The 15,817-nt window shown below is 64.9% G+C and carries 14 protein-coding genes; all 14 read right to left on the bottom strand.

Going from position 1 to position 15,817, the window contains the following annotated elements; genetic code table 11:
* Positions 1-16: 16 nt before the first annotated feature.
* Positions 17-1,810, bottom strand: a complete 1,794-nt coding sequence (locus KYK29_RS09610) for an ABC transporter ATP-binding protein (protein WP_254690662.1) — start codon at positions 1,808-1,810, stop codon at positions 17-19.
* Positions 1,807-2,751, bottom strand: a complete 945-nt coding sequence (locus KYK29_RS09605) for an acetamidase/formamidase family protein (protein WP_254690661.1) — start codon at positions 2,749-2,751, stop codon at positions 1,807-1,809. The genes KYK29_RS09610 and KYK29_RS09605 overlap by 4 nt, the downstream gene beginning before the upstream one ends.
* The gene (locus KYK29_RS09600) at positions 2,741-4,378 is read right to left on the bottom strand and encodes an ABC transporter substrate-binding protein (RefSeq protein ID WP_254690660.1); all 1,638 of its coding nucleotides are present in this window, start codon (positions 4,376-4,378) and stop codon (positions 2,741-2,743) included. Before KYK29_RS09600 ends, KYK29_RS09605 begins: the two co-directional genes overlap by 11 nt.
* Positions 4,379-4,396: 18 nt before the next feature.
* Positions 4,397-5,317, bottom strand: a complete 921-nt coding sequence (locus KYK29_RS09595) for an ABC transporter permease (protein WP_254690659.1) — start codon at positions 5,315-5,317, stop codon at positions 4,397-4,399.
* Positions 5,314-6,213, bottom strand: coding sequence for an ABC transporter permease (locus KYK29_RS09590; RefSeq protein ID WP_254690658.1), 900 nt, complete (start codon positions 6,211-6,213; stop codon positions 5,314-5,316). The genes KYK29_RS09595 and KYK29_RS09590 overlap by 4 nt, the downstream gene beginning before the upstream one ends.
* A complete protein-coding gene (locus KYK29_RS09585; RefSeq protein WP_254690657.1) occupies positions 6,191-6,796 on the bottom strand; it encodes an ANTAR domain-containing response regulator in 606 nt (201 codons plus the stop codon). The genes KYK29_RS09590 and KYK29_RS09585 overlap by 23 nt, the downstream gene beginning before the upstream one ends.
* Positions 6,793-7,908 (bottom strand): transporter substrate-binding protein, encoded by a 1,116-nt coding sequence (locus KYK29_RS09580; RefSeq protein WP_254690656.1) that lies wholly within the window; start codon positions 7,906-7,908, stop codon positions 6,793-6,795. The genes KYK29_RS09585 and KYK29_RS09580 overlap by 4 nt, the downstream gene beginning before the upstream one ends.
* 258 nt (positions 7,909-8,166) lie before the next feature.
* Entirely contained in the window at positions 8,167-8,553 is a 387-nt protein-coding gene (locus KYK29_RS09575) for an ectoine synthase (protein WP_254690655.1), read from the bottom strand.
* A 19-nt stretch (positions 8,554-8,572) separates the two neighbouring features.
* Positions 8,573-9,901, bottom strand: a complete 1,329-nt coding sequence (locus KYK29_RS09570) for an amidase (RefSeq protein ID WP_254690654.1) — start codon at positions 9,899-9,901, stop codon at positions 8,573-8,575.
* A 46-nt stretch (positions 9,902-9,947) separates the two neighbouring features.
* A complete protein-coding gene (locus KYK29_RS09565) occupies positions 9,948-10,598 on the bottom strand; it encodes a GntR family transcriptional regulator (protein ID WP_254690653.1) in 651 nt (216 codons plus the stop codon).
* A 3-nt stretch (positions 10,599-10,601) separates the two neighbouring features.
* Positions 10,602-12,131: an amino acid ABC transporter permease/ATP-binding protein gene (locus tag KYK29_RS22480; protein ID WP_367880981.1), complete on the bottom strand. Its 1,530-nt coding sequence runs from the start codon at positions 12,129-12,131 to the stop codon at positions 10,602-10,604.
* A gap of 86 nt (positions 12,132-12,217) precedes the next feature.
* Positions 12,218-13,075 carry an ABC transporter substrate-binding protein gene (locus KYK29_RS09550; RefSeq protein ID WP_254690652.1) on the bottom strand — a complete coding sequence of 286 codons (858 nt, stop codon included), beginning with the start codon at positions 13,073-13,075 and terminating at the stop codon, positions 12,218-12,220.
* Between the two features lie 235 nt (positions 13,076-13,310).
* A complete protein-coding gene (gene nadE / locus KYK29_RS09545) occupies positions 13,311-14,291 on the bottom strand; it encodes an NAD(+) synthase (protein WP_254690651.1) in 981 nt (326 codons plus the stop codon).
* The gene (locus tag KYK29_RS09540) at positions 14,288-15,817 is read right to left on the bottom strand and encodes a class I adenylate-forming enzyme family protein (RefSeq protein ID WP_254690650.1); all 1,530 of its coding nucleotides are present in this window, start codon (positions 15,815-15,817) and stop codon (positions 14,288-14,290) included. Before KYK29_RS09540 ends, nadE begins: the two co-directional genes overlap by 4 nt.

The raw sequence follows: 15,817 nt of genomic DNA, 5'->3' as shown, positions 1-15,817 counted from the left end.
GGCTTGCAAGCCGCTTTCACGCGGCGACCAGATGGCCGCCGCCGATATCGCGCAGGACGACCCGTTGCGGTTCGTCGCCCACGGCCCGGGTCGGGCTCGGGATTTCGCCGTCCATGCGGGAGAAGCGGGCGCGGCGCCGGGCCGGATCGGGTATCGGCACGGCATCGATCAGCCGCTGCGTATAGGGATGGGCGGGGTTCGAGAACACCTGGTCGCGCGTGCCTGTTTCCACGATCTGGCCGAGATACATCACGGCCACCCGGTCGGAGATATTCTCCACCACCGCCATGTCATGCGAGATGAACAGATAGGCGACGCCGAGGTCCTGCTGCAATTCGCGCAGCAGCTCCAGCACCCGGGCCTGTACCGAAACGTCGAGCGCCGATACGCTTTCGTCAGCGATGACCAGCCTCGGCCGCAAGGCGAGCGCGCGGGCGATGCAGATGCGCTGGCGCTGGCCGCCGGAAAATTCGTGCGGGTAACGCTCCATGCCGTCGGCTGGCAGGCCGACCCGCTCGAAGAGCGCGGCGACACGGTCACGGCACTCGCGGCGGGTGGCGATCTTGTGGATGATCAGCGGTTCGGCCACCAGGTCCCCGACGCGCATGCGCGGATCGAGCGAGGCGAAAGGATCCTGGAACACCATTTGAACCTCGCGCCGCACCGCCTTGCGCTCGTCCTTGCCGAGGCCGGCAAGATCGCGCCCGCCGACGCGGATGTCTCCGGCATAGGGGATCAGTCCGGCCAGCGCCTTGGCGGTCGTGGACTTTCCGCAGCCGGATTCGCCGACCAGCGCCAGCGTCTCGTTGGGGCGGATCGAAAAAGACACGCCTTCGACGGCGTGCACGCGCCGCTGGACGCGCCCGAGCAGGCCGCCCCGCAGGTCGAAGCGCACCTGTAGATCGCTGACGGAGGCCACCGGTTCCGCGCTGCCCGGCGGCCGGCTTTCCTGTCGGCCGGAGCCGCCGCCGATCCGGGGTACGGCGGCCAGAAGAGCGGTGGTATATTCGGTTGCCGGCGCTTTGAAAATCTTCTCCGTCCGGCCGTTCTCGATCATCGCGCCGTCGCGCATGACGATGACGCGGTCGGCCATCTCGGCGACAACGCCCATGTCGTGGGTGATCAGGATGATGCTGGTGCCGCGGCTGCGCTGGAGATCGCGCAGCAACTCCAGCACTTCGCCCTGCACGGTCACGTCGAGCGCGGTGGTCGGCTCGTCGGCGATCAGTATGTCGGGATCGAGGGCGAGCGCCATGGCGATCATGACGCGCTGGCGCATGCCGCCGGAAAGCTCGTGGGGAAACTGTTTCATGCGGGTTTCGGCTTCGGAAATCCGCACGGCGCGCAGCGCCTCGATCGCCTTCTCGCGCGCCTGGGACCGCGACAGGGCGGTATGGGTCTCGATTGCCTCGACGAGCTGGCGGCCGATGCTCAGCACCGGGTTCAGCGAGGTCATGGGCTCCTGGAAGATCATCGCCACGCGGTTGCCGCGGATGCGGCGCATGCGGCCTTCTTCCAGCCGGGCGAGATCGAGGTCGCCGAACAGGATGGAACCGGCGGAAACATAAGCGGCCGGTTGCGGCAGCAGCCCCATGATGGCCAGCGAGGTCATCGACTTGCCGGAGCCGGATTCGCCGGCGATGCACAGCGTTTCGCCGCGCGCCAGCGTGAAGGAGAGGTCGCGCACCACATCGCGCGCGCCGTCCTCGCCGCGCACGCTGATGGTCAGTCCCGAGACGTCCAGGACCGGCTTACCGGCAGCGGCGGGGGCCGAGGCTCCCGCCGCCCTGTTGATTTCCCCGGTGCTCATTCGAAGACGCAGCGCGGGAAATAGAAGGACACGACCCAGTTCGGCATGTCGACGATCTCGCTGATGCGCAGGTCGCCACAGACCGACGCCAGCATATAGGCGTCGACGGGGTCGAGATTGTAGCGGCCGGCCAGAAGGTCGACCATCTGGGAAACCGCCATTCTGGCGCCCTCCATCAGGTCCGGGCCGACGCCGGTCGTCACTTCGTAGCCCTTGGCGTCGAGATGGCGCGTGACCGGTCCCGGCGTGGTGAAGCGCGGCATCTTGAGATTTGCCCCTTTCACCAGATCGAGTGTCAGCACGACGTTCATCGGGCTTTCGATGGCCGTGCCGCAGACCTCTCCGTCGCCTTGCGCGGCATGGGTGTCGCCGACGGAAAACAGCGCGCCCGCCACTTCCACCGGCAGGTAGAGTGTCGTGCCGGCGGCAAGGTCGCGGATATCGAGATTGCCGCCGACCCGGCGCGGAGGAACGATGGAATGCAGGCCCTTGTCGGCCGGCGCATTGCCGATGGTTCCGGCGAAAGGTTTCAGCGGCACGCGGGCGTGCTCGCCGAACAAGGCCGGCTCCAGCGTCGAGGCGTCGTATTTCCAGATCGCCAGCGCCGGCTCCTTGAAGTCGTCGGCGAGCAACCCGAAACCGGGAATGTTCGCCGTCCAGCCGAAGCCGGACGGTTTGAACTCCTCGATGGTGACCTTCAGCGCATCGCCCGGTTCCGCCCCGTCGACGAAGATCGGTCCGGTTACCGGATTGATCTTCGCGAAGTCGAGCCCGGCGATATCCTCGACCGTGCTTTCCGGCGAAAGCTGTCCGCCGGAGGAATCGAGGCATTCGAAGAAGACGGTGGAGCCCGGTGCGACCTTTTCGGCCGGGACGATGGAATTGTCCCAGCCGAAATGATGGTGGCGTCCGTGGATGGTGTAGTTGCAGTTATTGCACATCGTTCACATACACATGGTCGTAGTTGACGGGGATATGGACCGGGTCGACATAGAGATTGTCGCCGCCGCCCATGCGAGTGGATTTCATCGTGAAGCGCTGCTCGTTGAAGACAGGCGCCCAGGGCGCGTCTTCCATGATCTTCACATAGATGTCGCTCCACATCTCGTTGCGCTCCTCGGCCTTGGCCGGATCGACGATGGAGTCGGCTTCCTCGGCCTTTTTGTCCAGGTCCGCATTGCAGTACCAGGACCAGTTCCAGCCGCCCGGAACCGCGCCGCCGCAGCCGAGGATCGGACCGTAGAAGTTGGACGGATCGGGGAAGTCGGCGATCCAGGCCATGCCCCCCGACCAGATCATCGGCGCGCCTTCCTTCTCGCCGCCGGCGGCAATCACGTTGGCTTGCGCCAGCGCCTGGATGTTGGCTTTGATGCCGATGGCGGCCAGATCCTGCTGGATGCCCTGCGCGATGCGCGGGTTCGGGTCGGTGTTCATGACGTAGAGATCGGTTTCGAACCCGTCGCCGACGCCGGCTTCCGTGAGCAGCGCCTTGGCCTTTTCCGCGTCATAGGCATAGCCCTGATAATCCTTGGCATAGCCCGGCATGGAGGGCGGCAGCGGCTGATTGGCGGGCACGGCGCGATTGTTGATGAGCTGGACGATGCGCTCCTTGTTGATCGCCATATTGACCGCCTGGCGCACCTTCACATTGTCGAAAGGCGGGATGTTGACGTTCATCGTGACATAGCCGGTGTGGAGCTGGCCGCCTTCGACCACGCGCGCCTTCTGCTCGGGATCGTTCATGACTTCCTGGAACTTGGCCGGTGGAATGCCGTCGCCGGGAATGTCGATCTCGCCCTTTTGCAGGCGCAGGAGTGCGACGATCGGCTCCTGTCCGATCTCGAAGGTGATGGCGTCGAGATGCGGCAGCCCCTTGTTCCAGTAGTCGGCGTTCTTCTCGAACACCACGCGCTGGCCGAGCGCCCATTCCCCGAGCTTGAAGGCGCCGGTGCCGACCGGGTTCTTGCCGAAGTCGGGGCCATGCTTTTCCACTTCTTCCTTCGGCACGACATGGCTGAAGTTGATGGCCATGACATGCAGGAAGGTGGCGTCGGGGCGGGTCAGTTCGAACTGGACGGTCAACGGATCGATGACGGTGATGCCCGAAACGCCGTCCGCCTTGCCCTCGGCCGCCTCGTCGTAGCCCTTGATGGACGCGAAGAAACCCTGGCCGGGGCTCTGGGTCTGCGGGTTGACGACCCGGTCGATGGAATATTTCACGTCTTCCGCGGTCATCTCGCGGCCGTTGTGGAATTTCACGCCCGCACGCAGCTTGAAGGTGAAGGTCTGTCCGTCCTCGGAAATCGTGTAGCTTTCGGCGAGATCGGGAACGAGATTGGTGGTGCCGGGCTCGTAATCCATCAGGCCGTCGAACAGGCTCTTGATCATCGACCAGTTCTGCCAGTCGTAGCCGATGGCGGGATCGAGCGTGGCCACGTCGTCCTTGTAGGTGATGATGATCGAGCCGCCGTTCTTGGCGTCGGGGTCGGGGACGACCTGTGCGGAAGCGGCCGACAGGCCGAACGCGAGCGCCGCCACGGCTACGGTTGAAGCGAGATAGGTCTTCATATTGTTCCCTTTCGTTGATTATCTGAGTTTGATGCGCGGATCGATAAGCGGTGCGATGATGTCGGCCAGCAGGTTGCCGAGGACGATGGCCAGCGCCGACACCAGGGTCACGCCCATGATGATGGGAATGTCGACGCGCTGGATCGCCTGCCAGACGAGCTGGCCGATGCCGGGCCAGCCGAACACGCTTTCGACGACGACGATGCCGCCCATCAGGATACCGATGTCGATGCCGATCATGGCGATGATGGGCAGGATGGCGTTGGGGAGCGCATGGCGCAGCAGCACGGTGGCGCGGGCAAGACCCTTGGCGCGGGCGGTGCGGATATAATCCTGGCGCAGCACGTCGATCATCGACGAGCGCATCATGCGCGCATACCAGCCCGAACTCATCACCGCTACGGTCAGCGCGGGCAGCACGAGATGCGAGAAGGTGCCGTAGCCGCCGATCGGGAACCAGCCGAGCTTGACGGCAAAGACATAGAGCAGCAGCAGGCCGACCACGAATTGCGGTGCGGACACGCCGATGAAGGAGACGACCATCAGCGACTGATCGGTCCTGGTGCCGCGTCGAACGGCTGCCACGATCCCCATCGTCAGCCCGATCAGCAGTTCGAACACGATGGCGCCCAGCATCAGCAGCAGGGTGGCCGGAAGACGCGCCACGATCAGCTGCGACACTTCCGAGCGCTGGATGTAGGACCGGCCGAGGTCGCCTTGCAGCAGGCTCCACAGATAGCGGCCGTACTGCACGAGGAAGGGCTGGTCGAGACCGAGCTGGCGGCGGATGCTTTCCACCGTCGCCGGCGTGGCGCTGCGGCCGGCGATCTGGCGGACCGGATCGGCCGGCAACAGGTAGAGCAGCGCAAAGGTGATGAGGGAGATGCCGAGCAGGATCAGGATCGACTGGATGATCCGCCGTCCGAGATAGGATATCATGAGCGCCCCCGCTGGGTCGGATCGAGGATGTCGCGAAGCGCATCACCCACCAGATTGAAAGCGAGCGCCAGGGCGAGAATGGCGATGCCGGGGAAGAAGACCAGCCAGGGCGCCGCCTGGAAATAGGTCTGGTTCTCGAAGATGATATTGCCCCAGGAGGGCGTCGGCGGCTGCACGCCGATACCCAGATACGACAGCGTTGCCTCCAGAAGCACCGTGGTGGAGATGCCGAGCGTCCCCCATACGATGATGGTGGGGACGAGATGCGGCAGGATATGCAGGAAAAGGATCCGGGAGCTGCTTGCGCCGATGGTGCGTTCGGCGTCGATGAACTCGCGCTCGGCAAGCGAGCTTGTCTGCGTGAACATCACGCGCGCCGTCTGCACCCAGTTCACCAGAGCGATGACGAGCGCGACGATCCACAGGCTTGGCTGGAAGACGGCGGCCAGGCAGATGGCGAGAAGAAGGGCCGGGAAAGCCATCATCAGGTCGGTGAAGCGCATCAGCGCACCGCCGATCCAGCCGCGGTAATAGCCGGCGGTAACGCCGATCAGCGTACCGATGACCAGCGCGATGCCGTTGGCGACGATGCCGATGAACAGCGAGGTGCGCGCGCCATGCAGGATGCGTGTCAGGAGATCGCGCCCCAGAAGGTCGGTGCCGAGCCAGAAGGTCGCGTTGGGCGGCAGCGGTTCGCCATAGAGGGTGAGACCGTCGAAAATCTGCTCGTCCGGCCGGAAGGGGGTGAGATAGGGCGCGAATGCCGCCCCCGCCACGACGATGAAGATGATCGCAAGGCCGATGACCGCCAGCGGCCGCCCCAGCAGTTTGCCGAGCGCTCCCTTGCGCGGCCGGCTTGCGGCCGGCTGGATGTCAGGCGTGATGGCGTCGGTCATTCCCGTCCTCGTTTTCCGCCATGGCGACGACGCGTCCGGCGGCCTCCTCGATGCTCGTCTGCCAGTTCATGGCCAGCAGGCGCAGGCGCGCGAAACCCTGCTCGTAATCACTGTCCTTCGACAGGGCCGCCACGGCGCGCACGATCGTATGACGTTCGGCGACGCGCGCCTGAAGGGCGTCGATGCGCGCGGCGAGTTGCTTGCGCTCCTCGAAGTTCTGCCTTGCGATCAGAAGGCTGCTGTAGATGCCGGCCGTGCCGACCGGTTTGAGGACATGCGCATTGGCGCGATGGGTGAACAGCGCCCATTCGATGCGGCCCGGCGCTTCCGAACCGATCAGCGCCACCATCGGCATCGGGGCTTCGCCCGGTTTCCAGGGAAACTGCTCGTCAAAGCCGAGATCGACGTCGAAGAATACGAAATCCGCCGAAAGCGCCGCCGGCGGCAGCTCCGGCCAGCAGTCGATGGCCGTCAGACCGATCGCCGATAGCTGCCGCACCAGCGTCTGGGCGGTCGGATGCGCCCGGTGCAGCACATAGGCGGTCGCGCCGCCAAGGGTGGGGATGCGCGCACGCCGGTTCATGGCGCCACCACGCGAAGGCGGGCCTCGCCGAACTGGGCAGCGCGGTCGTAGCGGGACAGATAGGGGTCGGGGGCCACGTCCGTCTTGCGGCTGACGATTCGGAAACCATCGTCCTCGATCCTGCCGATGACCACCGGCAGCGTGGCGTGCTGCGTGCGCGGATCGATGGCGGTGGCGCCGAACGGCGTCTCGAAGCGGCGCTCGGCGAAGGCGGCCGGCAGGTCCTCCCAGCCGGCGTCGGGGTTGTCGGCGAGGATTTCCGCCAGCACCCGCACGCTCGCATAAGCGGCGGCCTCGAACGAACTGCGCGGCCGGTAGCCGCCCCGGTCATCGCCTCGGGGCTCGTGAAAATAGGGGCCGGCCGAAAGATGCCCCTTGCCGGCGGCGCCGATGGCTTCCAGTTCGCATTCGGTCAGATTGCACGAGATGACGGGGCAGTTCTGCGGCAGGAAATGGCCGTCCGTCCGGCCCAGTTCCGCATAGGCCCTGAGGAACGCATAGGAGGAGGAGCCGATCAGGTTGTTGAACACGAAGCCGGGACGCGTCGCGCGGATTTCCTCGATCAGACGCGCAACATCCGTTTCGCCGAGCGGCAGATAGCGTTCCCCGCGCACTTCGCCGCCGGCATCGGCGATAAGATCGCGGGCCACCCGGTTCATCTCCCACCCCCAGATATAATTGGAGCCGAGGAGAAAACCGTTTGCCCCGAAGCGCGGCACCACATGGGAAAACAGCGGCAGCAGCTGCTGGTTGGGGCAGGCATGCATGTAGACGACATGGTCGCTGGTTTCGAATCCCTCGTAGGGGCAGGCGTACCAGAGCGTGCCGCCGCTTCGTTCCAGCACGGGAATGACTTCCTTGCGGCTCCAGGACGTGATGCAGCCGATGATATGGCGTGCGCTGCTCTTCTGGAGAATCTCGGCGCATCCGGCGGCATAGCCGTCGGCGTTGCCCTGGGGATCGTAGTCGACGGGGGCAAGGGCCACAGGGCTTGCGGGATCGGCATTTACGTCCGCGATAGCGGACAATGCGCCCTTGCGGCAGGCATCGGAGACAAGCCGATAATTGCCGGAACGCGAGTAAAGGATGCCGATTTCGAAGCGGCGCTTCAAACTGTCCCCCCAGAAAAGAAAAAGCCCCGCAGCCTCGCCCGTGAGGGTAAGGCTTGCGAGGCACTATTGCCGCTCGGCGAACGAAGCCGATATTTTCCGGCAGCCTAGTCGAACGGCTGGTGCAGTCAAGTGGAAAGCGCAGGCGGTGCGGCCCCGGCCTTGCCGTCTGCGGGGAGGCGCAAAGACCGGGAACCCGCGGTTGACCGCAGTCAAGCCCTTGTGCCGGTTGGTATTTACCGGCGAAGGGTGCCGCAGCCGTCAGCCGGCCGGCGCGTAGCTGCCGTCTTCGCGATGAACCTCGTTGCCGGCCAATGGCGGCGTGAAGACGCAGACGAGGAGAAGATCGCCTTTGGTGGCGCGCAGGATATGCGGGTCGTTCTCGTTGAGTGCGTAGATGGTGCCGGGCCGGATGGGGAAGACCTCGCCGGTGTCGCGATGCTCGACCTCGCCTTCACCGGAAATGCAGTAATTCGTTTCGAAATGGTTCTTGTAGTGCAGATGCAGCTCGGCACCTTCCTTCACGCGGGTCTCGTGAACGGAGTGGCCCATGCCGTCGTCGCGCACGATCATGCGGCGGCTCTGCCAGCCCGGACCGGAGGCATCGCGATCGGTGCCGGCGATTTCTTCGGAAGTTACAACAATCATCGCAGTCTCCTTGGGTGCGTTAACGGTGGAGTCCGGTGATCCGGACAATGGGTTCCAGAATGCCGGCGATCGACAGGAGCCGGCGGTCGGCGCCGCGCGTTCCGGTCAGCATGAGGCCGACCGGTGCCGCGCCCGTCGGCAGGGTGATACTCGGCAGATCCAGCCGGTTTGCAAATTCTGCCAGCGAGAACGAGCGCCGGTTGAGCGCCAGGTAGATATCCTCGTCGGCAAGCTCGGCAAGGGTGGGCGGCAGCATCGGCACGGTCGGCAGAACGAAGCCGTCGAAGCCGGCGCTGGCCGCATCGAAGCGGATACGGCAGGCTTCCAGCGCACGCAGGGCGCCGATATAGCGGTGGGCGGGAATTTCCGCGCCCTTCACCAGCCGCGAGCCGACAAGAGGGTCGTATTTGTCGAGCGCTTCGGCGAGATGGTTGCTGTGCAGGTGATAGGCTTCCGCTCCGATCACCCCGCCTTCCGCAGCGATGCGCGCGCTTTCGCCAAGATCGGGAAGCGGAACTTCCACAATGGTGACGCCGGCCGTGCGGAGGGCGGACAGGCAGGCATCGAAAATCTGCCCCACCTCGCTGTCGAAGGCGGCGCCGAAGCCGGCCGGGAGCGCTAGGCGGATATCGGCGGCGGTCAGCGCCGGTGTCGCCGTGTCGCCGGTGACGATCGTATCGATCCTACGGCAAAGCGCGGCATCACGGGCGATCACGCCGGGGACGTCGAAGGTCGTGGAGAGCCAGGCCATGCCCCCGGTCGGGTAGCGGCCCCGGCTCGGCTTGAAACCGGTCACGCCGCAAAAGGCCGCCGGTATGCGCGCCGAGCCGCTGGTGTCGGAGGAAAGGCCGAAATCGGCATAGCCGCGTGCGACGGATACCGCGGCGCCCGAACTGGAGCCGCCGGCGATCCGCTCGTCCGCCGGATCGAGCGGCGTGCGCGGCGTGCCGAAATGCGTGTTCACGCCGAGCGCGCCATAGGCGAATTCCGTCATATTGGTCTGGGCCAGAAGCGTCGCGCCGGCTTGCCGGAGGCGGCGTACCAGCGGGGCGCTGCTTTGTGCCGGCGGCCTGTCCGCCAGCACGCGCGATGCGCAGCTCGCCGTCCATCCGGCGACGTCGAAACAGGCCTTGACGGTCATCACCGCTCCGGCGAGAGGCGGCAGCTCCGCGCCTTCATTTGCGAACGCCTGCCAGCGGGCGATTTCCCGCCGTGCAGCTTCGAAGCGCTCGGCAAGGAATATCTCGCGGCCTTGCCAGTTCCGGCCGGCATAATCGGCAAGGGCGCTGTCGAGATCGCTCCGCCAATCCTGTCCGGCAGCGGCTTTGGAGAAAGAATCGGGGACCATGTCTTCGGCTCCTGTTTTCAACGTTCCACCGGTTCGGCCCCGGCCTTCAGACCAGAGTGCTCAGAACGGCTTCGGAATCCGTCAGGTAAAGTTCGAGCCGGTCGGCGGCGGCGTCCCATTCTCCCTGCTGAAGGAGACGGTACATCTCCGCCTCGCGCGCAAGCCAGGGTTCATGGAACGCCTGCGCGCCCTTGCCGGCGATGAAGACGAGCGAAAGCTGGGCGGCGATCAAGGAAAACATCCGGTCGAGGATCGCGCTGCCGTGCAGCGAGACGATTTCCTGATGGAAACGCAGGCTCTGGCGGGCGACGCCCGGCCAGTCGGCCGCGGCGATCGCCTCGCCTTCCGCGTGAATGACGTCGCCCAGCCGGTCAAGCCAGCCGTCGGGTGCTGCCGTGCGTCCGCGCAATGCGCCCGGTTCCAGGAGGTGCCGGACGATGAAGACGTCGCGCACCTCGGCAAGGCTGAGCCGCTTGACGCGTACGCTCTTGCTCGGCTCCTGCGAAACGAGACCCTGCTGGCGCAGAAGCTGCAAGGCTTCGCGCAGCGTATTGCGGGAAACGCCGTAGACGTCGACCAGGTCCGCCTCGATCAGGCTGGTTCCGCTGAGCAGGCGACCTTCGAGAATATCCTCCTTTATCGCGGCGGCTATCCGGATGAAGGCGGGATCGCGCGGGGCGCTTATCGATTGTTCCATGTTTCAGACTGTCAGATTCTTCAGGAACGGTTGCAGCTGCGGATAGTCGCCCGACTTCAGCTGTTCGGGCGTATCGTCATGGACCACCTTCCCGGCGTCCATGAAGACGATCCGGTCGGAAACCTCGAAGGCGAAATTCATTTCGTGCGTGACGATCACCATCGTCACGCCTTCCTCGGCCAGCGAGCGGATGACGCCCAGCACTTCGCCGACGGTTTCCGGGTCGAGCGCCGAGGTCGGCTCGTCGAAGAGGATGATGCTCGGCGACATCATCAGGGCGCGGGCGATGGCGACGCGTTGCTGCTGTCCGCCGGAAAGCTGATGGGGGTACTTGTTGGCATGGGCGGCCATGCCGACCTTGTCGAGATAACGCAAGGCGAGCCCTTCAAGCTCCTTGCGCTTGCCTATGCCGTGGTAGAGCGGGGCAAGCAGGATATTGTCGAGCACGGTGCGGTGATTGAAGAGGTTGAAGCTCTGGAACACCATGCCGACGTCGCGAACGAGCGAATGGTCTTCCTGGACGATGCTCGGGCCGGTGCCTGACGGGCGGGCCGAGATGAAGGGGGAGCCATGCAGGCGCACGGTGCCGGCATCGAGCCGTTCAAGCCCGTTCAGCAGGCGGATGAATGTGGTCTTGCCTGAACCGGAGCGGCCGATGATCGAGATCACCTCGCCCGGCCGGACGGTCAGGTCGACGCCTTTCAGCACCGGCAGATTGCCGAAGGTCTTGTGAAGATCGATGGCTTCGAGGGCAATCGCACCGGTATCCTGCCGTTCGGTGCGGGCAGCGGGCGGCAGCCGGACGTCGGAACATCTGGCGGCGATTTCTTCGGCCGTCAGCGTCTGCGCCTTCTGGCCGCGGCGGTGCACGTCGGCGCGCCGCTCCAGCCATGTCAGCCCCCGGTCGAAGACCGTGACGACGAGAATGTAGAAGAAGGCGACGGCGGTCAGCGTCTCCAGAACGAGGAAGTTCTGGGTATAGAGGCGCTGGCCGACCAGCAGGATCTCGGCGAGTGAAATGACCGAGACCAGCGATGTCAGCTTGATGATGGTGACAAGCTCGTTGGCAAGGGCCGGCAGCGCCACGCGGATTGCCTGCGGAATGACGATGAGGCGCTGGATGCCGACGAAACCGAGGCCGAGCGCCCGCCCGGCTTCCATCTGTCCCTTGTGGATCGACAGGAGGCCGCCGCGATGGATTTCCGCCATATAGGCCGTCTCGCTGACCACCAGGGCGATCAGGCCGGCGACGAAAGCGTTCGAAAGGATCGGCCGCAGGGCGGGAAAGACCTGCGGCATGCTGTAGATGAAGATCAGCAGGACGAGAAGCGGCAGGCTGCGGAAGAACCAGATGTAGATTCGTGCCGGGCGGCTGAGGATCTGCCAGGAAGATTGCTTCGCGAGCGCCAGTCCGAAGCCGAGGACGGCGGCCAGGAACCAGCTCAGGAAGCTGAGCTGCACGACGACCCAGGTCGCCTGCCAGAAATCGGGATTGACCAGCAGGCCGAGCGCATATCGCCAATCGTAGTTCACGGGAAGCCTCTCGTTTCGGAAAATGAGACGGGGCAGCGGGCAGACATGCGCGCCGCCCCGTCAGGAAGGGGTGGTCGAATGCGGTGTTACTGGGCGGCGTCGACGACGGCGTTGATCTCGTCGTCGCTCAGGCCGACCATGTCGTAGGACTTGACCAGCGCCTCATAGGCGCCGTCCTTGCGCATTTCGGCAAAGGCGTCGGCCATTGCCTTGAAGAGTTCGGTGTTCTCCGGCGTCGAGGCGATGCCGACGAGGATCGGATAGATCAGCGCCGTGGAAGTGACCTCGTAGTCGTCGGGAAATTTCTCCAGCAGTTCGGCTGCGACGACGCTGTCCATGAATTCCACGTCGACCGCACCGGCGCGCATCGCCTGCGTCGCCTGGGCGTCCGTATCGAATTCGCGGGTATCGATCGGGGGGAGGCCGTTTTCGGCGCAATAGCCCTCGGAGACGGTCTTCAGCTTCGGCAGCCAGGATGCGCCCTGGATGGAGGCGACGACCTTGCCGCAGAGTTCCGTCTCATTGGCCGGGCGGAATTCGGCGCCCTTGAGAACGAGGATCGACGTTCCGGCCTTGATGTAGGGAATGAAGTTCAGGACCTTCTGGCGTTCGGGTGTGACATAGAGCGCCGAAGCGATGACGTCGAAATGGCTGGCCCGCGCGCCGGTGATGAGGCTTGCGAAACGGGTGTCGACGAATTCTGGCGTCAGGTTCAGCCGCTTGGCTATGTCCTGCATGAATTCCACGTCGAAGCCGGCCGGCTTGCCTTCGTTCATATAGGCGAAGGGCGGATAAGTCAGGTCGGAGCCGACCGACAGCGTGTTTTCCTTCACCGTTTGCGGGCCGGCGGCGACGGCCGGGCCGGCAAGGCCGATAAGTGCGGCGGCGACGATGCCGAAGGAGCGGATTGCGGACGTGCGTGCCCTCATTGCCTGGCTGAACATATTTCCCTCACATTGTTCAATGATATTGTTCAACAATTTTCGTAGCACAGCGAAATTTGCGCGGCAAGAGACCTCCGCTTCTTTTCCAGACCTCTGAAATAGAGCGAAAAAGGCGGTTTGACAGGGACGAGCACGCCCTGCCGTCCCTTCCGGGAGAGCGAGCGCCTTATGTTGCTGGAAAACCTGGTTTTTTCTTTCTGCGCGAACCCGGTCCGTCGCCTGAATCAGGCCGGTCTTATGCGTCCATGACGAGCGGCTGGCAGTGCAGATAGCGCGCTACCTTGCGTTTGGCGGCAATGTCCTCCCAGACGAAAGCGACATTTTTCTCCGACAATCCCGTGGCGTCGGCGACGGTTGCTGCCGGCAGCCCGTGCTCCAGTCCATAGAGGCAGATATCCATCTTGTCATAGGGCAGGGCGAAGTAGAATTCCTCCTGCGTCTGCGGCAGCGAATAGGTGTCGGTGGTCGGCGGACGCGACAGGATATCCGCCGGCAGGCCGAGATAGGCGCCGATCTGATAGACCTGTGACTTGTAGAGATGGGCGATCGGCTTGATGTCGGCTGCGCCGTCGCCGTTCTTGACGAAGAAGCCCTGATCGTATTCCAGCCGGTTCGGCGTGCCGACGACAGCGAAGTTCAGCCGGTCGGCATGGTAATATTCGGTCTGCTTGCGGGTGCGCTGCTTCATGTTGGTGGCGGCGACGATGCCGAGATAGGCCGCTGCCGGCAGGCGCACCTTGCGCGTCTTGCCGTCGGGCGAACGCACGACCAGCGAGGAGATGCTGTAGCCGCCCGTCGTCATCGCATTGTCGAAGACGATCTTCGAAGCCCAGTCCGGCCGGTAGTCCGGAACGGCCTGGCGGATAAAGGCGTCGCGCCGCTCGTAGCAGCCCATGGCGGCGAGCGCCGGCCCGATATCCTCGATCACGCTGTCGATCCCGAGCATTGCCGCAAGCGCCTGCCCGAGACGAAGGCTTTCGGGATCGGAATCGTTTTCCGGCATGAACAGGCCGAAGACGTTGCGGGCTCCGAGCGCCCGTACGGCAAGGGCCGCCGAGACGCTGGAATCGATGCCGCCGGAAAGGCCGAGCACCAATCCGCGCTTGCGCAGGTCGGTGCGCAGCCTCTCGCGAAGCCAGCCGGTGATGCGGTCGACTTCGGCGGCGGGATCGAGAACGAGCGGAGCGAAGGCGGGGGTGCGGGTCTGGGCGTTCATGGGTTCGTTCCTGTTGCGGCGGCAAGCCGGCGGCTGGCCTTGCCGGAATCGGTTCTGGGCAAGGTGTCCCGGAACTCGACGATCCGGGGCACCATGTGATCTTCGAGGTTTTGTGCGCAGTGACGCATGATGTCGCGCGCCGAAAGCGACGGGTCGGAGACGACGACGATCGCCTTGACGGCCTGGCCGGAAATCTCGTCCGGAACACCGGTCACCAGCGCCTCGGCCACGCCGGGCAGGCGGTGGAGTACCTCTTCCACGGCCTGCGGCGCGACTTTCTCGCCCCGCGTCTTGATCATGTCGTCCATGCGGGCGACGAAGGTGAGATAGCCGTCGCCGTCGGCGGTAAAGAGGTCGCCGGTATGGAGACGGAGACGGCGGGAGCCCGGAGCGGTCCGCAGCGTGCGTCGCGTCGCCTCCCGGTCGCCCCAGTAGCCGCGCATGACGTGCGGCCCGCTGACCGTCAGTTCGCCGATTGCGCCGGCCGGCAGCGTATGCCCTGCCTCGTCGACGATTTCCGTGACCGTTCCGGGTATCGCGATGCCGACCGAGCCTTGCCGGCGGTCGATTTCCGCGGGCGGCAGATAGGCGGCGCGGGTGCATTCGGTCTGGCCGTACATGCAATAGAGCCGCGCATGGGGAAGAAACGTGCGCAACCACTGCCGATGTGCCTGCGGCAGCGGCGCGGCGGCGGCGGTCAGATAACGCAGGCTGGAAAAAAGCGACGGATCGAGATCGCGTGCCTGCCGCATCAGCGCGACCATCGTCGGCACCAGCGCAAAGCCTGTCACCTTCTCGTCCCGGATACGCTCGAAGATCGCCTGCGGAAAGGTGAAGGACTTCTCGATGACCACGGTCGCGCCGGCGAGAATGCCGGTCACCAGCTGGTTCAGTCCGTAGCCGAACGACATGGGCAGCACGAGAAGAAGAACATCGGACGCCCGGTTTTCCAGATAGGAGACGATGGAACGGGCGGCGGCGGCCATATTGTCATGGCCGAGCATCACCCCCTTCGGTTCGCCCGTCGAACCGGACGTGTAAAGCAGTGCGGCCAGATCGCTGTCGGAACGTGTCGCCGGGGGCGGTGTGGGTGTCCCTTCGAAGAGGACGTCGAAGGCTCCGGCGCTCCCGGCGGATTGCGCCGGGCCCGTCAGGATGCGCGGCACCTCGTCGAGTTCCGGCACGCAGGACAGCAGGCGCTCCAGCCGTCCCTCGGCAAGCACCAGCGAGGGCGTGCAACTGCGCGCGATGCGCGACAGCCGTTCCGGTTTCACGGACGGATTGACCGGGCAGACGACGGCCCCGGCGATCCAGGTGGCGAAGAGCGAGACGGCGCAACGCCAGCCGTTGTCGAGCACGAGCATCACCCGCTCGCCCGGCTTTACGCCGTATTCGCGAAGGGAGGTGGCCATGCGATGGCACAAGTCGGAAAATTGCGCGTAGCTCAGGCGCGTATCGCCGGCGACAATGGCGGTCTTGCCGCCATCGGCTTTCATGCTGGCCTCCAGAAAGCGCTCGATCCGCAT

Origin of the sequence: Shinella daejeonensis (genome assembly GCF_024281235.1) — a bacterium.
Taxonomy (GTDB): domain Bacteria; phylum Pseudomonadota; class Alphaproteobacteria; order Rhizobiales; family Rhizobiaceae; genus Shinella; species Shinella daejeonensis.
This window is presented reverse-complemented; position numbering and strand designations above follow the sequence as displayed.